Raw genomic sequence first — 19822 nt, forward strand, 5'->3', positions numbered from 1 at the left:
AAAAAAACCTGTTGACTCAGCAACAGGTTTTTTTCTTACCTATCCATACTTGGGAAAATATTACACTTCTATTCAACTTCTGAAAACTGATCTTTTCCAACATTACATAATGGACATTCGAAATCTTCCGGAACATCCTCCCACTTTGTTCCTGGTGCAATACCTCCTTCAGGATAACCTTCCTCTTCATCATATTCCCATCCACAAACATCACATACGTATTTCATGATTGATTCCTCCTTGTAAAATTGTTAATAAATAGCTCTTTACTGTTATATCTATAGGAATTATTCCTGATAAGAATTATATATTGTTATCTGAGTAATGTCAATAATATTTACAATAATAATTACTATTATTATTATTAAACCAGTACTCGAAATAAGTCTATTCTTAACGAGCCATTGTTTCTATTTGCGTTCAAAAATATATTCAGTTTCTGATGATAAATCCGGTCTGAACGCATAACCAAGTCTTTTAAATCCCTTAATATCCTCTGGATTTTCAATACTGTTTTCAGCCATGAACAAATCTCCCCAGTACTCATACAGATTTTTTGTTTCTCCTATTCCAACCTTCGCCTGCATTTCCAAACGATAAGGTGTTACACCATCCCTTGGTTTTAAGACACCATAAAACGCAGATAATATTCTCAAATGGTTTTGTACATACTCGAACTGACTGTCCTCAAACACGGAAGGAGCCATATATTGAAAAGCAATTCCTTCATATAATAAAACAGCTGGAGTAAGTAAATGGTAAAGATCCATGTTTTCCAATCTATTGAAGTTCTGTTCTGCAATTTTGTCATTACATTTCCAAATAGTCTTCAACTCTTCTTTTGACTTACTTTTCAACCACTTTTGTATCTCTGTTGTTTTATCAATAAATTCAGGCAATCCATCTGGTGTTATGCTGTCAGTATCTGTAATCATCTTTTTAGCAGGGGATAATATTATCTTCATTAATCTAATTCCTTCAGCATATTTTCAGGATCATCTGCTGCTTTGACTTTATCATTGGCTTTAATGATAACTCCCTGTTCATTGATAAGATATGTAGTTCTTACCACTCCCATAGAGACTTTACCATAATTTTTCTTTTCTTTCCATACATCATAAGCTTCAATAACTTTCCGCTCTGAATCTGCTAAAAGTGTAAATGCCAATCCATATTTTTCCTCAAATCTCTTATGCGAGAGTACAGAATCCTTACTGACTCCAAGAATAACTGCACCTTTTTCAGTAAACTGAGGGTATCGCTCGGAAAAGCCACATGCCTGTTTCATACATCCTGCAGTATTATCCTTGGGATAGAAATATAATATTACTTTTTTCCCTGTATAATCCGATAATCTATGTGTTTTCCATTTTGATCTGGCAACTCAAAATCAAGCGCCTTACTTCCTGCTTCCAGCATTATTTATTCCTCCTTCTCTATAACTTTCTCTTTTTTCGCCTTTTCTTTTCTATTCCCGGCGATCATTTTATGACCTGTATATATCGCCATTATCATACATAGCATAGAACTCAAAGCAAAGTATTTGTGACTTGTTTTTAGCTTTTTATATCCAGTGTAAAAAGTCCCAAACATTGTGATTAATGCTCCTGCTGACCAATATTTATGTGCTTTCATGTGATTCCTCCATTTTTCAGTGTATTCAATTGTAATTATACTCTACCGCATTCTTATGTCAATTTTATAATAGATCTTTCCTATAAAATTTTTCAGACGAGATTTTTCAGAATATCAGAGGGTGATTAAAAACTATGTGTTGTTATTCTTTAATCTTTCTTTGAAAATCTGATAAAAGGTTTGCCTACAGGAAATTCTTACTCAATCTCTCGTCCATCTATATATAGTTGAAATTTATCAGGATTATTGACAACGTCATAGTCCTTTCCGTATTCTATAGGCCTATATTCGGCTGTCATTACCGACTCTCCCTCTTCAATATTCTCTTTTCATAAATAAATGTACATATCAAGGCTCGTCGCATATCCATGGTCTGTGGAAAATTTTGTCGAATGAAAAGAATTATCCTTGTACATCTGCAAAAGTTCTCTTGCAAACACTTCTCTATCTTCAATATTTTCCCGGTTAGCGACCACGGTTATATTTTCATCCCGATTTATGGAAAATGTTCCAACTACATCCGGTTCACCTTTCTTATGACCGGATTCAGATTTCATATAAATACTTTTTGCCGCAATTATCAAGATCACTGTTCCTGAGATCACTGCAATGATACTTCTCTTCATATTTCCATTCATTCCCTTCTAACTGTCCTACTGCATAATCTATTACTTCTTTCAATGGGATTTGTCTCCTTTAAGTGTTACTTTCTTTCGTTCTTTCTTTATCTATTGTACCCTGGTTTGTCATATGTGATTGCCTCCGATAGTAGTCGGTTCCTTGTGATGCGTATGCTTTATGTGCGGTCTAGAATCCAGATAATTCTGGTTCCGGTTTTACAGTTTTACAGAACCAGTTACTTAATCATTCTTCTTAAAAAGGCAAAAATAGAACGTATAGACTATTTCCATACGCTCTATCGCACATTTCATATTAAATTTTTGAATTCTATAAACCGGAATTAACATATCTCACTTAGATTGCTTATGCCAAACATATAAGTAGATAGCAAGGAACACTCCCGCAAAGCAACTAATGATTATGCCTGCAATCAAAGCAGAATAATAACTTGTAATTAAGCCTGTATCTGCTGTTACGATGAAGATAATGCCAATAACGAATGCCATAACATTCTTATCTACTTTTGCATTTTGTATGTCGTATTTTCGGTGTCTCTTTGCCAGAGTTTCTTGTGGTTACCGCTTTTTCTCACATATTCTATAAACTGAGCTTCTGGCATTGGTCGTGCATAATAAAATCCCTGTATCTCATCACACTTTATTTTTCGTAATACATCTAGTTGTTCTGTTGTTTCAACACCTTCAGAAAGTACCCTTTTTTGTAATCTGCACACCTGTCGAAAAACATAAGCATCTATAAAATCGTTTTCTATCATTTGATTATAAAGTCTCTTCTGCGCCAGTTCATCTGTATAATACGCATAGTCATGATTATAATCCTCCATAACCGTTTCTGCCGCCATAGATGCATAATCACATATGGTAGTTATTGAAAGATTCTTATCTATATTTTTGTAAATACCATATTTCATCTTTTTCAGAGATACTTTCGCTCTTGTTCCAAAGTTTCCATGTCTCTCTGTATTTAAGATACAACGAAAAGTGAAACATTATGTACTTGAAGAATCTGAAATATGATTCCTCCCTGTAAATACCAATCTGTTCAACAAAGCAATTAAAATTTATTCTTTTCAGTGGTCTTAATATATAGTTTATCAAAATATAGAAGAAATGGATATATATTTTCTTTTAATATTTTTCTAAAGAATCTTTATTTTATCACTCGCCAGTCACCGGACGCATCATGGAAGCCAGCTCCTTCCGGTAATGATCTGCCTTTTCCTGATTGCCCTGTTCTTTCCGTACCATCTTTGTGATTCCCGGATACTGTCCCGGGAAGCTTTGCAGCATGATACCATCTCCATAGATCAGGTAAACATCTCCGTCTGTCATATCTTCCTCTGTCAGCTTCTTTCCATTCTCATCCGTAAGCTTATCCGGTATCGTTCCAGAGAAAATCGTGTCCGTGTCCAGATCCGCAAAATACCAGCTGTTATCATCTGTATGAAAATACACTGCTGTCATCGGCTTTTCCCCGCATCCCGCCAGACAGAACATAACAAGTACCGCCAGCATCACGATCCATTTTTTCATTATTCCACCTCCTAGTTTTCTGATCTTCATTGTTTCTTTGCAGTAATGTCTATGCACTGAATTTTCGTTCAGTCTCCTGTCACTCATATCTGTCACACCACAAGAGGTAACTGTCTGATTTTCCAGTTACCCACATTCTACCATAATTCTTTCTTCTTTTGTCTCATAGTCTGAGACTTTTGTCTTTCAATTTTCTTTCTTCCAGCTTTCTTTTTACAATAGCTATTGGCAGGATTAAATTTGATTGTACCTTTTAGGATTTGCACCCCGTTTTTAACGTAAATGTTTTGTCCTTAAGTACAGCATATTATTTTATCCATCCTAACCGATCTATTGGGTAAACCTACTCTCTCTGAAGTTCGTGAATTTACCACTTTAATTACTGATATGCGGGATTCTGAATAGATTTCTACATTACCAGGTGCTAGATTCCTTAATGCAAGTTTTATTTCAAAAAAGAATTCGTGTATTTCGTCTATCTTCCTTTATTTCTGATATTTTTGGTGCTTCCTGCAGAAACATTATTCTACATTTGATGGAACATGGACGGATTGTTTGTATATTTTATATCTTCTGTCGTATAGACAAATGTAGATAAATGATTTATAATAAAGTTCGAGTTAGTTATAACAAACTGTATCAATCTTGATAACTGAACCACTATACAGATGGGGGATGATATATATGATTTAATTAAATCAAATTTAAAAAAGATACATAATTTTATGGATCTACACAAATGAATTGATGGAGGAAAATTATTATGCACTTAAAGGAAAAAGTGAAGTACACAATTATGAAAAGTGCTGCTTTTGCATTATCGTCAGCAATGCTGATAATGTCTGTACCAATATCTGTAAACGCAGAAGAAACACAATATGCAGATGGAACATTTGAAGGATCAGGAAAAGGACATGTAGATACAATTGTCCTGGATGTAACAATTGCGAATGGGAAAATAGTTGACATTAAAACAAAACAGCAGAATGAAACACCTGAATATTGGGAGATGGCAGTTCCTGATATGTACAATAACATTATAAATAAAGGTGATACAGCTGTAGACACCATATCCGGTGCAACCGATAGTTCCAATGGGATTAAAGATGCTGTAAATCAGGCACTTGAAATATCAGCAAGTAAAGCAACGGAAGATAAAAATAAAATATTTGAATCTGGAAATGGGACGCAGGATGATCCATACATTATCCATACGACAGACCAACTACAAAAATTTGCAAAATCAGTAACTGCAGATAATGACTACAGTGGAAAATACATAGTTCTGGATTCTGATGTAAATATTTCAGATATCTCCTGGGAACCAATTGGTGGAAATGACTGTGCATTTAATGGAGACTTTAATGGACAAAATCATTCAATTATCGGTATGAAAATAGGATCGTATAGTAATTCTTATATGATTACAGGAAAAAATACCTATGTTGGTTTTTTTGGTATATTAAATAAAGATGCACAAATTAAAAATCTGAAGATTACTGGTATCGATATTGAATCTGAAGGGCGTAATGGAAACGGAATCATTGGAAGTATCGCCGGAGGTATGAACGGTTACGACGATAAAGGAAATTTGCATGGAGCAGTCATTGATAATTGTTATGTTTCCGGATCAATCTATCATGAATCTGATAACGGAGATAACTATGTAGGCGGAATTGTTGGTTGGCAGAAAAAAGGTGCCGTAATTAACTGTAAAAGTGACGTCGTTGTATCATGCTATGTATCAGATCAAGATAAGATTGCAGCTGCAGCTGGAATTGCTGGAATATTAGACCAGGGATTAATTGCAAATTCATTATCAATTGAAAGTATTGGAGGTGGTACAGACGAAAATAATTCAGTAACACCAATAATCAGTAATTTGGTTGCCATTAATAAAGGAACTGTTTCTAGTTGCTATGCATCAGGTTCACTGTCTACGCACAATGAATCTAAGTATGCCGGCATGATATCTGGATGGATTACTGCAACTGGTAAAGCATATGATTCAAAATATGATAAAGAAACTGGAATGTCAATAGGTGGTGAATCGATAACTCCACCAACACCTGTAGGAACACAGGATGCAGCTTCCTTAAATGATGACGGTTTAACTTATGCGGGTGGTTTAAGTGATAATCTGGAAGGATTTGAATTGTCAGGACTTAAGGAGACAGCAGATGACTTGAACGCTTCCTTTAATAACTATCCAGTAGATATCACAAGATATGGCGTAAATATAAATTCATTAAAGAAATGGTATGTTGGAACAAATTCTTATTACGCAGATTTAGGAAGTGCAAAGGCAACTATTGTATATAAACAGCCAGTATGTGAACTGGTACCTGAAAGTGCTTTACAGTATAAGAAAGTTATAGAACAGATTGATGCAATCGGCGATGTGACTCTCGAAAAGGAAAATGCAATTCAAGAAGCAAGAACGGGATACGATGCATTATCTGAAGATCAGAAAACCAAAGTATCAAATTATGAACTTCTTACACAAGCAGAGGCAAAATTATCCGAACTAAAGAAAGAAGAAGAAAATTCCAAAACAGATAAGATCGCTGCTACAGAAGTAGAAAAGAAAATTGATGCAATAGGAACAGTAACAAAAGATTCTGGTGATATAATCAAAGCAGCCAGAGCTGCATACGACGCATTATCTGATACTCAAAAAGCAATGGTAAGTAATGTAGATGTATTAACCACTGCTGAAGAGGCATATAAAAAGCTAAACAGCTCGGGAAATACACCTAACACCAATGATATATTAACAGGTACAGATAAAAGCTTATCAGATACAAAAAACACTTCACTCAAAACAATCGAAGGCAAATCATTAAAAGGTACGTCCAAAACAGTGAAAACTGGAGACACTGCAAAAATCTTCCTTCCAATCTGTGGTATAATTTTTTCTGCAGGATTGATAATGATTGTTGTTATCAGGCACAAAAAAAATAAGTATCTGCCATAATAAAATATCCCTAGATGAGACCGATAGTATTTTATCTTTCTCATCTAGGGAATAATGTTTATCTTTTCTTAAATTCTCCGATTACTGATTATCCCAATTGCTCAGAAACAGCTAAGTCTTCGATATTTTTGCGGATAAACTGAAAGAAATTCAACGTTGCATATTCGTCATACCAGTGGAACTCCTCTGGATTGTTTTTAATTTTACTGGCTCGCTGCCGTTCTTTGATTATCTGATCAGCTATACCTTTCATCGAATCTTCGTATCTCATATTACTCACCTACTCTTCCTCAACGCCCAGTGATGGTTTAAATCTTTTATCCTTTGCCTGCGGTACCATGATCTCATAAAAGTAAAACCCTAAATACCCAAGTGCCTGCTTCTTCATTGATCTTCTCCTGGCACTCCATATCCAGTTCTTCTAACACAATCTGATTTTCTAAAATCAATTTCTGATAGCTTGTCATCAGTTCTTTAATATCAGTATAATGTCTTTCGATTGTAACTTCCAGATAATCCTGTGCATGGCTTGCCATCTGGAAAGTAATTTCTTTCATTGATTTAATTGCATAATCTCTGTCTGTCATCAGTTTCCTTTAATGTTGGGCATCTTGCACCCGAGAAGACGGATTTCGGAATCCGCATATCTGGTGACAGTATGGAGCCGATGTATCATACCGGAGATGTTGCATGGGTTCATAAACAAGACAGTATCTCCAACGGTGAAATCGGTATCTTCTGTCTCAATAACAGACTTCTATCCTGTTCTTGCTGAAAATAACAAAGGAAGTGATGAAATGGCAATTAGCAACACGCTTAAAGATATCCGTGAAGAACGAAATCTCGTTCAGGCGGATCTTGCAAAAGCTGTCGGTCCTTGTAGTGATACCATCGGGCGCATTGAACGTGGTGAGCGAAGTGCTTCTCTCGAAATCGCAATCCGGCTGGCAAGATTCCTGAACATGAATGTAGAAGATATTTTTACATTAGATGAGGCTACATCTGCCCATCAAAAAACCGGGGTGTAATCCCCGGTTTCTCTTTATACTCAATCAAAGCAGTTCAATCAGTTTTTTCATATTTAGAATCACTGCATCAGCACCCGCATTCTTGAATTTTTCTTTTACCTCAACAATGCGTTCTTTCTTTTTCTCCTCCGAGAGTTTCTCATATTCTTTCTCTGAAAATCCTAATGCTGAACTTCCTTCAACCACACCTACCGTATAAACTCCCGCATTTTTTCCTTCTTTGATATCTGATACAGTATCTCCAACCTTCATCACTTGATCCACACTCTGGATTCCAAGAGCCTGCATATTTTTAAATACCATATATGGGTAAGGTCTTCCAAATCCCCCTACTGCATCCGGACTAAACCATATGTCCGGCTCGTATCCATTTTCTTTTGCTTTTGGAACAACGATTTCCATCATTTTATCGGTGTATCCAGTTGTAGAGCCAATCTTAATTCCTCTTTTTCTCAATTCTTTTACAGTTTCCAGCACATAAGGTTTTACCTCTGCAAACTGATCCAAAATGCTAAGAAGCTTCTCTTCAAAAATTTCATACAAATCTTCTACATCTTCTTCTGTCCATTTTCTTCTATATTTGATTTCCCATAAAGAAGAGATTCTTTCCATCTGAAGCATTGTGCGGATATGATCTTTCTTCAGCATTCCCATCGGTTCTCTGACCTCTTTTATTGTCGGTTCAATCCCAAAATGTTTAAATACCTCTACAAATGCCTGTACCGGTGCAAAGCATCCATAATCTACGGTTGTTCCTGCCCAGTCAAAAATGACCGCTTTATATTTTTCCATTTTCTTTCACTCCTATTTGTATTCTTCTTTCTCCAGAAATTCTTTGATCAGTGCGGAAACCTTTAAAATATCTTCTTCGTAGATTTCCCCGATATTTCCGATGCGGAAAGTGTCAGCCTCTGTTACTTTTCCCGGATAAATCGCATATCTGCGCTCTTTGATATACTGATACATTTCCGCAAATGAAAAATGTACATTCTCGGGATAGAAAAATGTTGTAATAATCGGTCCCTGGTGCGCTCCATCGATATATGGACGGATGCCAAGCTCTGCCATTTTCTCGATCAGTAGGCGGTTGTTATCTGCATATCTCCTATGTCTTGCCGGAATGCCACCCTCTTCTTCCAGCTCCTTCAGTGCCTGTGCAAATGCAAGTACCACATGCGTCGGCGAGGTGAATCTCCATTTTCCATCTTTTTTCATGGTTTCCCACTGGTCATACAGATCCAGTGACAGGCTCCTTGCTTTCCCTTTTGATGCAATCAGTTTTTCTTTATTAGCAATGATGAAAGAAAATCCTGGTACACCCTGGATGCATTTATTTGCGCTGCTGATAATAAAATCAATCCCCAAGTCGGCGACTGGAATATCCACTCCACCAAAACTGCTCATTGCATCAACAATCATGGTACGTCCTTTTTCCTTTACCACCTTTGCAACGGCTTCAATATCGTTTATGATACCCGAAGTCGTCTCACTGTGCACCATAGATACATGGGTAATTTTTGAATCCTCATCCAAAATCTGTGCCACTCTTCCTGCATCTGGAATCTGATCGTATTTTTCATTGTAAATACAATACGCAATCTTTGCATGCTCTGCGATATCTGCCATTCTCTCACCATATGCACCGTTTGCACAGATCAACAGCTTTTCATTATCTCCGATTACACTCGTGAGTACCGACTCCACACCAAAAGTTCCGCTTCCCTGCATCAAGATTGATGTATAATCTGCTTCTGATACATGCGCAAGCTTTAAAAGCCTTGCTCGTATTTCCTGTGTAATCACTTTATAATCATCATCCCATGTGCAGTGGTCAAACAACATTTCTTTTTTAACCGTATCGGTTGTGGTAAGTGGTCCAGGTGTTAGTAATTTATAGTTTTTCATTATTTTATCGTCCTCTCTATTCTGGTTTGCATTCCTCAGATAATGTCTGGTGTTTCTTTAGAAGATCTACTGTTAATTTTTCTGGAAATGTCTTCGGATTTCCAGATTTTTCTGCTTCATCTACCGTTTCACCTTCGTACAGTGGGATTGGATAGTTTGCAAGAAGATCTTTTCTACCATTGTTGATGATACATTCTGCCATTTCCATAGCTTTTTCGTTGCTGTTGTCCCCTTTATCAACAACTGCTACAGATTCTGTCAATGTGAAGTTTCCTTCTGCTGGATCTACGTAATCGATTGGAAGTCCTTCTGCTTTATCTGCAACTGCCTGTTGTCTGAGTCCAAAACCGATTGCCACTTCTCCTGCACGTACCAGTTTCAGCGGGCCAGAACCAGACTCTTCAATATGATCACCTGCATTTACATAGATGTCCTTCAACACATCCTTTGCTCCATCTTCTCCATATTCAGAAATCAATCCCTGGAGAAGAAGCCATGCTGTAGAAGATGATGCGATATCCGTAACAGCAATCTGTCCTTTATATTCACTTTTAGCCAAATCTTTCAGTGATGTTGGCATATCAAGATTGTTCTCTTTCATCAATTCTGTGTTTACAATAATTGTTCCCTCCTGTGCAGTGATTGGTGTACAGTACGACGGGTACTCATCCAATGTCTTTGGATCAAATTTAAGATCCTTGAACATCTTCTTTTCATCCTGCGCACTCTCTACATAGAAGGTACTCATTGTTACAAGATCTGCTTCGATATCAGATCCTTCTGCCAGAAGTTTTCCTCCAAGCTCTGAGGTGCCAAAAGTCTGGAAAATGTACTGGTCTTTGTAACCATTTTCATCAAGTGCTGTTTTCATTGCTTCCACAGCTTCATCATCGGCATTGGAATAAATGACAACCTGCTCATCACCGCTTTTTTTCTGTCCACATCCACTGACTTCAAGCAGTGAAAATGCCATCACTCCTGCCATACCTGCAATTACTGCACGTTTTAATCCATTTCTCTTGTTCATACGTTTGTTCTCCTTCTTTATTGTCCTTTTTTTATTTGCTAAAAGCTGAAATATTGCTTTTATCAGTACGTTGGTTCCAAGAATTAAAAGGGAAAGCACGAATACTTCGTTGAATTTATTGTAATACTGTAATTCCTTGATCTTTGTTGTGATTACCATTGTTCTCGCCCCTGCGATAAAAATGACCGCGCTGACTGTTACCATCGCACTGATAAAATAATAACTGAACACTTTCATAATGGTTGAAATCGCATTCGGTGTTACTACCCGGATGATTGTTTTTATCCAGTTATCTCCCATCAGCATCGCTGTTGTCTCCCAGGATGCATTCATTTTTGAGAGCGAGCTTTTCATCATCAGGTAAGGAGTCGAGAAAAAGTGGATCACATTACAGATGATAAGGAGCGTAAATGTACTCTGCAGTCCGGTTCCTGAAAAGCAGAACAAAAATGCAAGGCCAAGCACCATCCCCGGAATTGTATTCGTCACCAGTGAAATGCCTTCTATAATCTGTTTTATTTTTTCACTTACTGTACTTCTTGCAACCACAATCGCAGCTCCATAAGAAACAAGTGTTCCTGCTATGGCTGTCATCAGTGCAACATAAATCGAATTCTTGTACACTTCGGAAAGTCCTGCATCTGTAAATACTGCCTTAATGTGATCCAGTGAGAATTCCAGACTATATGGCCAGTCTTTTATAAATGGAATCACGAAAATGACTGCAAAGATCGATAAGGTGCAAAGACAGACCACAACACTGACCAGTCCACTGATTGCGTCGCGTACTTTATTTTCCCGGATTTCCATGCTGGATATCTTGTTGTAACGAATGTTATATTTTTCCAGATAATGCAGTACCAGAATGCTGAACACAGATGGAAGCAGCATAACCATTGCTACAACGCTTCCCTTATTAAAATCCGGTACGCTTCCAAGCATTTGTGTATACAGAACACTTGCAATGACTTCGTATTTTCCGCCTACTGATGCCGGGATTCCAAAGTCTGTAAAGCAAAGGAAAAATGCCTGGATAAACGATGCTGCCAAAGTTCCCATCAGCGGTCTGAAGATCGTCATCATAAATGTAGAAAATGCATTGTCTCCCATCAATCTTGATACAACCATGAATTTCTTATCAATGTACCCCATCGTATTGTTGATCAGCATGAATGAAATCGGAAGGGTGTAGATCACATATCCAAGAAGCAATCCATTGAATCCGTAAATCTCAAACAGCTGATGTCCAAACAGACGTGTAAGCAGCCCCTGTTTTCCAAATGAATAAATAATTGCAAATCCGTAAGTCAGTGTCGGAAGCAACATCGGAAGATTTGCCACCGCATCTGTATGAATACTTTTTATAAATTGTTCTGTTTCTATAATAGCTAAATCTATATCCGTAAAATCCGTTCCACACAATGGGCATTTGTTTTTATCAAACTTTCCAGACTCCGCAGCGTTATAGAATTCTTTAATAAGTCCCCTTCGTGCCTTTGTCATCTGTGCCAAAACCTTATCAGCATCATCCAATTGACTTTGTTCTTTTTTCTGGTTCAATAATAATGTTTTTATTTGTGCTATAATTTCTGCTTTTATTTTAATCTTATTGAACAATGTTTCATCTACTGACCAGACATTATTGCTATAATTCGTCAATAATTCTTTGCTCTTATTTAACTCTTTTATGAGACTTCCTTTTTTATTAAGTAATTCAATCTCCTGTCGATAAAACAATGCCATATATAACCGTTTCGGTGATGCTTTCAATTCCCTTATGATAGCATTAACTTTATATCGAAGGTATTCTTCATAGTTTTCTATAAACCCTTCAATTTGTTTAAGCTGCTGAATAATGGTTTCATATGTAACTCCCTGGTCTAATTTTATGACATCAAATTCATATTCAACTTCGTCAAATAATCGTATATTTTCCCCTGGCAGTTCTGCATTCATAACAATGTGATCTGTCTGACGTTTTATCTCATTTACTCTTTGACTTACTACATCTATTTGTTTTTCTTTATCCCTAATTTCTTTTTCTACTCTTCCAAAAATATGTTCTTGAACCGATTTCAGCATTTGAATTTTATCAGTTATCTCGGTGTCATCTAAAAGAGAAGATACAGAATCTTTTCTATTTTTATACTTATTTTGTAAGAAGTCCAAAGATTCACTTTGAGAAATATATGTCCCTATATCAAACATATTGGAATTCAAATGAAATTTATCATACAATTCTTCTTGACTAATTTCTTGACTATTAAGTGTGATAATACTCTGAAATTCATTTTTACATAAAAGTTTTCTTTCTACATGTATTTCATCTGAAAAATCAGATGATAAAATTGCCGAAATAACTATATCCTTATTTACATCATTTGCCAGTGTTCCTAATGTTTCCGTCTTCCTATTTTGTAAACTAGGGTTAAAATGCTTTATTTTCCCAGTCACCAAAACTTCAATAGCATCAAATAATGTAGTTTTACCATATCCATTTTGACCATCTAAAATCACAATATTACTATTCATAAAATCAAATTTTAAAGGTTTATTATTTGTAATATACTTAAAATTTCTAATACATAGACTCTTAAATGTGTACCCCATCCAATTACTCCTCCAAAAATTTTTGATATATCATATCGGACAATACTTCTACATTAAAAGATGCTTCTTCTATTGATCTTATAAACATATCATTTAGCATTTCAACATTCTGTTTTTGTTTCCGTATTCCATCTATCTTTTGTTTTACCATTTCATCAAAGTCATTCATGACTGCCTTTGGAAAGATTGGATTAAAAAATGGAACTTTATCTCTCTTTTTAATTTTGCCACCTGCTGTTCTAATTGCAGGATACGGTTGTCAATTGCCATATCTAAAATCTTTCTTCTCTTATCTACCATGCCAGCCTGCAGCTGCAAGGCACGATCTACTGCCTTTCGCACTTCCGGGTTCTTATAAAAAAATCCTCTGGACAGTCCGGTCTTTTGCATCAGTTTGGGAACGGTCACTTTATCCTCTTCTTCAATCATCTCATGAATTGCCAATTTTGCCCGCTGGATTTTTTCCACACTCTGCTTATGATTGACCTCCAGCATCTTATCATATTTGCTCATACTCTTTCCCCCATCCTGCTAGGTTCGCCCGGATCATCCGGCTCATCTCTGCTCTGATTTCTCTTGTTTCATCTGCAATGATCTGAAGACTCATCTTTCGGTAAAATTTCACATTCTTTACCGACGTATGCCCCAGTAGTTTTGCGATGGTCCAATCATCCAGATGCATCTCTGTTAGTCGGATGCCATATACATGGCGGAACATATGCGTTCCAAAGCTGAATAATTCGCCGTTATCATCCCGCAGGTCTTTTTTCTGAATGATGTCCATCACTCTATTTTGAACGGTATAATACTGCAAAGGTTTTCGGGTATTTTTCTCATCTACAAAAATGTAAATCGTATCTCCATACATTTTCTCGGTGTACTCAATTGCTTTTTCGATCAGTAGTTCCAACACACATCCAGGATTGCATCTGCAATCTGATTGCCCTCTTTGTCTGGGTGTCCTTCTGTTACTGCTTCTGCTGTATAAAATTTTCTCATATGAATTTCCTCTCTTTCATGCAAAAAAGGCAGGATACCTTCCTTTTTACGGGAACATATCCTGCCTGATGTTTTGTCTCTATTTTTCTGTTATCACAAATTTTTCCAAAGAAAAACTCCCCAGATAAAACTGGGGAGCCTCCAGAAGCTATACCTTGCGGTCCTACGGCTTCGTTTAAACATTTATAAAGCACCCACTGTATCTTGATTGCTCAAGTGTGGGACTTAATCATAGTATCTCTGTTCTTCTTTATTATATGCAACTGCCTTCTCTTTGTCAACAAATTTTTAGCAGTCACATTTTTACAAGTTGTATGCTCTTTTGAATTTTCCTTTTACAAGATTAAAATCTTCCGGTGTTAAAGTACCAATACATCCACGGTTCGCATCCAGCCTTGACTTACTAACTGCACGTATCTCTTCACATTGAATCATACTGTCTTTATCCAAAAATTCATAAGTATGCATAGACGCTGGTATCGTTCTTCCCGGAATCACTTGTTTTTCTTCATCTTCTGTATCAGAATATAACAAAAACCATGAATCCTGAATTGGTAGACATCGTGCATTCACCTTTCCTTTTGCATCGGTAATACATACCACTACCACTTTTTCGGAATTATTGATTTTATTATTAGACATCACCAATACCGGACGCATTTTATTCTTTTCCGTTCCTACGTTATAGCCCAAATCACAAAACCATATTTGTCCATGTAAAACCTGTCTGTGCTTATTCGTATTAAATTTTGATATCCGATTGTAATTTACTTTATCCTTTGTCCAACTGGCAATATTATAATATTCCTGTGCTTCTTGATGCATTCGTATCACCTACTCATATTTGATAAGATTCATTATAATTCGCCTCATGTGTATCTTCAACTATTTTTTAGACTTTCCAACGAGTTTCCATGCCACAAAAAGTCCTCTCTCATCTATCCCTTAATAACGAAAAGACCCCCGTAGGAGTCTCCCCGGACTACGGGCTTCGCAAGTTTCCGTAGTGCGATCACTAGGCATAGTGTAATCGCTTCTGACACACTTGTCAAGAACAAATGCTTCTGTATTTCACATATCGGCTTTGGCTATCATACAGATTAATGTTTCACTTCTGACAGAAATTCTTCCTCTGTGATATCAACAATCCGAGAACACAATTCCACAGATACTCCATACTCTTTATAAAATCCCAATGCAGTTGCTCTTTTTGCAAAGTCTGTTGCTTGTTCTATTGTTTGCTTTGTATCGTACAATACTTCTTTGGGTATCTCGATGACAACCTGCATGCTCTTCCCCCTTTCACCTTTATTCGGTTTCTAGGCGTTTGCGAAACACCTATAGCCGCATAAATACGGCATTTTTTTGTTGTTAAAATAAAATATCTCCTCAAGGTTTATGGTAAAATAGAATTGCCCAGAAACTAATTAACCAATCCACCTAAAGGAGATATGCCTACATGATAACATATAAACAGCTCACTTTGGCAGAAATTTTTGAAGACTGTCAGCATAAATTTGACAACGACAAATATCAGTTCCTTTCGCTTCTTGATGAAGCCATTAACCTTGATGAAATTGTTCCTGTTTCTTTTATTTCTCATTTTTACGCCAGTACCGGAAGACCTCGCAAACATCAGCTTTATCCAATGCTTAAGGCACTTCTTATCCAGCGTATTTTCTCAATCCCGACGGACACACTCCTGATCGTATTTCTGAAATGTTCCAAGGAACTGCGTGATTTCTGCGGTTTTGATGTTGTTCCGGATGGTTCCAAATTTACACGTTTCAAACAGGATTTTTTATCGGACTTACAATCTATGTTCGATCATCTTGTTGATCTGACTGAACCGATCTGCCAAAATCTTGATCCTGCCCTTGCTTCCATGACAATCTTCGATACCTCTGGCATTGAAGCATGGGTTACAGAAAATAACCCCAAATATGCCAACCGTATTATCAAGCAGCTAAAGGCTTTCAAGAAATCCCATAACCTTGATGATTCCTATGATCCTTATAAAGCTGCTTATGGCTCTATGCCAACTCATGCGGCTTCCAATCAGGCAATCCAGCAGATGTACATCAATGGACATTTCTGTTACGCCTATAAATTTGGCATTATTACGAACGGGCTTGGTATTGTTCGTGATATCACTTTCTACAACAAGGACTTTCTAAAAAAACATCCTTTAATAAATCCAAAGACGTTTCTTGGAGATGCTGCGTTTGATGCCATTAACATTTACAAATCCCTCTTTGAAGAAATTGGCTTTCAAAAAGCATTTATCCCTTTAAAAACAAAGCTTTCTGTGGAAGGAACCGACTATACTGTCAATGAAAACGGTATTCCCTGCTGTCCTCACGATCCATCACTTCCGATGCGGCGTGAAGGAAGCAGATCCCATTTGCGGAGCAAACTTCCTACCATGAAGTTTGTATGTCCAAAAATGAAATGGGAATACAATCCTGCCAACAAGTCAAAACGTCGCGTATGTCATTGTGACAATCCATGTACATCTTCTTCCTGCGGACGAATGATCTACATTTATCCTGAAAAGAACCTTCGTGCCTATCCTGGTGTAGAACGCGGCTCACAGGAATGGGAGGATACTTACAAGATCCGTGTAAATGTTGAAAAGTCAATCAACCATTTCAAAGATAGTTTCTGCATTGCGGATCGTAAGACCCAGAATGAGAAAACGCTTCATGCTGATTTACTTCTTGCTGGAATCACCCAGCTCGTTACTGTGCTTGTCGCTGATAAGATTCATCAGTACCAATACATTCGAAGTTTGAAGCCTTTGATTGCCTGATTATTAATATGCATATAATCTTTTCTTCGCAGTTTATCTGGGAAGTCTTTTAGTCATGTCTAAATTCAGAAGCACCTACTTTTCATCTTAAGAATCCTGCGTTGCAGGATTCTTACCGCTTTTTAATCAGGATTGCGAACTTGTTTCGCAATTACCTATTATTTGTTTTGGAATACAATTAAATTATAGCAATGGTAATGTTCAATTACACTTACAGTTTTGATAGTAAACAGATAACAAAAGAGCCGTGATAATGCAGATCACAGATCACAATTCTGTGAAGCATTTCCACGACCCTTTTATTATAATTTTACCTTTGTCTTGTTCGTAATGGTATAAATGTATTCCTTTGGCGTAGGGCATTTTGAAGTTCATCCCAATATGCTGTCTTTTGATTATACACGCTTATAAATTATTGGTTCATCATATCCAAAAGTTCTCTTTCCATTAACTTCCATGCTTTCCGATACTTCCAGAAAATTGTTGGAAAACTTCTCCCAAAGTTTGAATGTCATTACCGGAGAGAACTGGCTTGTACTTCCTCCCTCCCAGATTCCGTCCTTTTCATGATAAAGTGCCGGGGTAAATTTTTCAGATTTTTCTAGTTTAGCGTAATCAACATTCTTCATAGAATCATATGAAAATGTATTTTTATCTTCTCCTTTGGGAATTTCATAAGAAGAAAGTAAAATTCCCTGTTCTATTTCCGTGATAAGGAAAAGATGTGGAGATGCGTGACGTTTCCCATTCATTTCATAATAACTCTCTTCAACAACAAATTTTCCTTTGAAATCTTCAGGAAGGTTATTTATTTTGTCATTACAGATTGTATTTACATGTTCCGCATATGGATATGTTTTCCCCTCTGCCTGCATTTCCTTAAATTGATCCTTATTATCAAAATGTCCTGTCATCATTCCTACAAAATTTTCAAGTTTCATCATATACTTTACCTCCTAGTATTTGCCTAATCACACTATTCCTCTTTTGCTTTTGCCATACTGGCGATATCTCCCACTCCATTCAATACCATTGTTGGAAGATAAGCATAAGTTTTGAGTGTATCCTTCGTTGAACATCCAGAGAGAACCAATACAGTAGACATACCACTTTCCATTCCTGAAATCACATCTGTATCCATACGATCCCCAACCATTACAGCTTCTGCTGAATGACATCCAAGCATATTCAATCCTGTTCTCATCATCAGTGGATTCGGTTTCCCACAGAAATATGCCTGTGTACCTGTTGCCATTTCAATGGGTGCAATCAATGCACGACAGGCAGGAGCGATTCCGTTCTCGATCGGTCCGGAAACATCCGAATTTGCTCCAATCAGCTTCGCTCCCTTCAGAACTAAATTCGTTGCTTTCGTTAAAGTATCCAATGAATAGGAACGTCCCTCTCCCACAACAACATAATCCGGATTTACATCATTCATTGTAATGCCAACATCATAAAGTGCATTTAAGAGACCTGCTTCTCCTATCACAAATGCTGAACAGCCTGCCGCCTGTTCCTTTAAAAAAGCGGCTGTTGCCAATGCGCTGGTATAAAAATGTTCTTCTGGCACATCAAGTCCCATCCTTGCCAGTTTCTGATTTAATTCCCGTGGTGTATATCCACTATTATTTGTCAAAAATAAATATTCTTTCTTTTCATCATGCAACCACTGGATGAATTCTGAAACACCTGGCAATATCTGATTGCCATGATAAATCACACCATCCATATCACAGATGAATCCTTTTTTTTCATTAAAATCGATTATGGGTTTTCTCATGTCCATATGCGCCCTGCCTTTCTTGTTTCTTTAGAATACACCTTGCTCTTTTCATAATAAAATAAAACTCTATTTTCTGCAAATATTTTCATATTATATCATCCACACATAAAATCAAATACATAGTACTGTGAAATCGAAGTAAATATTTCTATCAACAAAACCTTTTATGACAACATCTCTTTCACACAAGTACTCCGGTAATCACTCGGTGATATTTTATATCTTTCTTTAAATACTCGGTTAAATGTTCTCTGACTTTCAAATCCACTATCCAGACAAATGTTTGTAATAGAATCACTCGTATTTTCCAAGCGATGGCATGCATAGTTCAGCCTTGCATCGTTAAGATATTGATTAAAGTTTCTATGGAATGTCTTGGAAAAGAGTCTGGATAAAACATATTTGCTCACCCCCAGGTCTTTTGCCATCTCTTCCAACGAAAACTTCTTCTTGAAATTTGCTGATATATAGGAAACTGTCTGGTAAATAAGATCGTTGCTCCCCACACTGCTCTTTTCTACCAAATTTAATTTTCCTATGCAGCGTGCCAACACAATTTGAAGATATGCCTGTGCAACAGTAATATCCGGCTGTTCTGTCTCTAAAATTGCATTTATAACCCTATATACCTCCGGTTCAACCTTTTCCGCTTCGATGATTGGGTATTCAGGAGCCATGGATTGCATGATATCTGCAAATTTGGCTATCGTAAATGGCGATGCAATCAGATAAGCCGCTTTATTTACACCGGGTGTCAGTACCTGATAGTGATGAATAACATCTGGAAATACAAAGCCTATATCTCCTTTTTCCATATGGTATAGTTCCTGTCCGACACCAAGTTCTAATGCTCCACTTGTTACACAAAC

The 19822-nt window shown here is 36.9% G+C and carries 19 protein-coding genes and 5 pseudogenes; 4 read left to right on the forward strand and 20 right to left on the reverse strand.

Features of this window, described 5'->3' with window-relative positions; all coding sequences use genetic code 11:
* Nucleotides 1-68: 68 nt before the first annotated feature.
* The 7 genes and pseudogenes from G593_RS0106600 to G593_RS0106630 all read right to left on the reverse strand — a co-directional run bounded on the left by G593_RS0106600 (nt 69) and on the right by G593_RS0106630 (nt 3809).
* A complete protein-coding gene (locus G593_RS0106600; protein ID WP_005339874.1) occupies nt 69-227 on the reverse strand; it encodes a rubredoxin in 159 nt (52 codons plus the stop codon).
* A gap of 183 nt (nt 228-410) precedes the next feature.
* Nucleotides 411-965, reverse strand: a complete 555-nt coding sequence (locus G593_RS0106605; protein WP_029731186.1) for a YaaA family protein — start codon at nt 963-965, stop codon at nt 411-413.
* Nucleotides 965-1419 (reverse strand): annotated as a pseudogene (locus G593_RS18435) (peroxiredoxin). The gene G593_RS0106605 and the pseudogene G593_RS18435 overlap by 1 nt, the downstream one beginning before the upstream one ends.
* 3 nt (nt 1420-1422) lie before the next feature.
* Nucleotides 1423-1635 (reverse strand): DUF6219 family protein, encoded by a 213-nt coding sequence (locus G593_RS0106615; RefSeq protein ID WP_005339871.1) that lies wholly within the window; start codon nt 1633-1635, stop codon nt 1423-1425.
* A 329-nt stretch (nt 1636-1964) separates the two neighbouring features.
* Entirely contained in the window at nt 1965-2261 is a 297-nt protein-coding gene (locus G593_RS18440) for a hypothetical protein (RefSeq protein WP_242827053.1), read from the reverse strand.
* A 512-nt stretch (nt 2262-2773) separates the two neighbouring features.
* Nucleotides 2774-3118: an EAL domain-containing protein gene (locus G593_RS19370; protein ID WP_242827054.1), complete on the reverse strand. Its 345-nt coding sequence runs from the start codon at nt 3116-3118 to the stop codon at nt 2774-2776.
* Nucleotides 3119-3434: 316 nt separating this feature from the next.
* Nucleotides 3435-3809 (reverse strand): hypothetical protein, encoded by a 375-nt coding sequence (locus G593_RS0106630; RefSeq protein WP_028087681.1) that lies wholly within the window; start codon nt 3807-3809, stop codon nt 3435-3437.
* Nucleotides 3810-4572: 763 nt separating this feature from the next.
* On the opposite strand from G593_RS0106630, the gene G593_RS0106635 reads away from it, so the two are divergent.
* Nucleotides 4573-6786 carry an FMN-binding protein gene (locus G593_RS0106635; RefSeq protein WP_029731187.1) on the forward strand — a complete coding sequence of 738 codons (2214 nt, stop codon included), beginning with the start codon at nt 4573-4575 and terminating at the stop codon, nt 6784-6786.
* A gap of 88 nt (nt 6787-6874) precedes the next feature.
* Here G593_RS0106635 and G593_RS18450 read toward each other — a convergent pair whose 3' ends face one another.
* Both G593_RS18450 and G593_RS18455 read right to left on the reverse strand, forming a co-directional pair.
* Nucleotides 6875-7057, reverse strand: a complete 183-nt coding sequence (locus G593_RS18450) for a hypothetical protein (protein ID WP_144100741.1) — start codon at nt 7055-7057, stop codon at nt 6875-6877.
* 73 nt (nt 7058-7130) lie between these two features.
* A complete protein-coding gene (locus G593_RS18455) occupies nt 7131-7373 on the reverse strand; it encodes a hypothetical protein (protein WP_242827055.1) in 243 nt (80 codons plus the stop codon).
* A gap of 5 nt (nt 7374-7378) precedes the next feature.
* Here G593_RS18455 and G593_RS20090 point away from each other — a divergent pair.
* A pseudogene (locus G593_RS20090) lies at nt 7379-7534 on the forward strand (S24 family peptidase); the annotation flags it as partial.
* Nucleotides 7535-7583: 49 nt separating this feature from the next.
* Complete coding sequence (locus G593_RS0106650; protein ID WP_029731188.1) at nt 7584-7814, forward strand: helix-turn-helix transcriptional regulator; 231 nt, start codon at nt 7584-7586, stop codon at nt 7812-7814.
* 24 nt (nt 7815-7838) lie between these two features.
* Here G593_RS0106650 and phnX read toward each other — a convergent pair whose 3' ends face one another.
* The 8 genes and pseudogenes from phnX to G593_RS0106700 form a co-directional block, all read right to left on the reverse strand.
* Nucleotides 7839-8606, reverse strand: a complete 768-nt coding sequence (phnX, locus tag G593_RS20745; RefSeq protein WP_029731189.1) for a phosphonoacetaldehyde hydrolase — start codon at nt 8604-8606, stop codon at nt 7839-7841.
* 12 nt (nt 8607-8618) lie between these two features.
* On the reverse strand, nt 8619-9719 hold the full coding sequence (phnW, locus tag G593_RS20750; RefSeq protein ID WP_029731190.1) for a 2-aminoethylphosphonate--pyruvate transaminase: 1101 nt from the start codon (nt 9717-9719) through the stop codon (nt 8619-8621).
* Between the two features lie 16 nt (nt 9720-9735).
* Nucleotides 9736-13356: an extracellular solute-binding protein gene (locus G593_RS19380; protein WP_081646506.1), complete on the reverse strand. Its 3621-nt coding sequence runs from the start codon at nt 13354-13356 to the stop codon at nt 9736-9738.
* A 165-nt stretch (nt 13357-13521) separates the two neighbouring features.
* A complete protein-coding gene (locus tag G593_RS0106680) occupies nt 13522-13869 on the reverse strand; it encodes a DUF6262 family protein (RefSeq protein ID WP_005339859.1) in 348 nt (115 codons plus the stop codon).
* Nucleotides 13856-14266, reverse strand: a pseudogene (locus tag G593_RS0106685) (tyrosine-type recombinase/integrase); the annotation flags it as partial. The pseudogene G593_RS0106685 and the gene G593_RS0106680, both read right to left, overlap by 14 nt.
* Nucleotides 14266-14355, reverse strand: a pseudogene (locus G593_RS19385) (S-adenosylmethionine synthetase N-terminal domain-containing protein); the annotation flags it as partial. The pseudogenes G593_RS19385 and G593_RS0106685, both read right to left, overlap by 1 nt.
* A 303-nt stretch (nt 14356-14658) precedes the next feature.
* Nucleotides 14659-15180 (reverse strand): type II toxin-antitoxin system PemK/MazF family toxin, encoded by a 522-nt coding sequence (locus G593_RS0106695; RefSeq protein ID WP_005341741.1) that lies wholly within the window; start codon nt 15178-15180, stop codon nt 14659-14661.
* A 275-nt stretch (nt 15181-15455) separates the two neighbouring features.
* Complete coding sequence (locus G593_RS0106700; protein WP_005341746.1) at nt 15456-15644, reverse strand: UPF0175 family protein; 189 nt, start codon at nt 15642-15644, stop codon at nt 15456-15458.
* Between the two features lie 170 nt (nt 15645-15814).
* On the opposite strand from G593_RS0106700, the pseudogene G593_RS0106705 reads away from it, so the two are divergent.
* Nucleotides 15815-17150, forward strand: a pseudogene (locus G593_RS0106705) (transposase).
* Between the two features lie 412 nt (nt 17151-17562).
* Here G593_RS0106705 and G593_RS0106710 read toward each other — a convergent pair.
* From G593_RS0106710 to G593_RS0106720, 3 genes are all read right to left on the reverse strand, one after another.
* Nucleotides 17563-18111: a hypothetical protein gene (locus G593_RS0106710; protein ID WP_005341748.1), complete on the reverse strand. Its 549-nt coding sequence runs from the start codon at nt 18109-18111 to the stop codon at nt 17563-17565.
* A 32-nt stretch (nt 18112-18143) separates the two neighbouring features.
* Entirely contained in the window at nt 18144-18956 is an 813-nt protein-coding gene (locus tag G593_RS0106715; RefSeq protein ID WP_005341749.1) for an HAD-IIA family hydrolase, read from the reverse strand.
* Nucleotides 18957-19117: 161 nt separating this feature from the next.
* Nucleotides 19118-19822 (reverse strand): AraC family transcriptional regulator (locus G593_RS0106720; RefSeq protein WP_029731192.1); only part of this gene is annotated, 705 nt, incomplete at its 5' end.

Origin of the sequence: Dorea sp. AGR2135 (assembly GCF_000420885.1) — a bacterium.
GTDB lineage: Bacteria > Bacillota > Clostridia > Lachnospirales > Lachnospiraceae > Dorea > Dorea formicigenerans.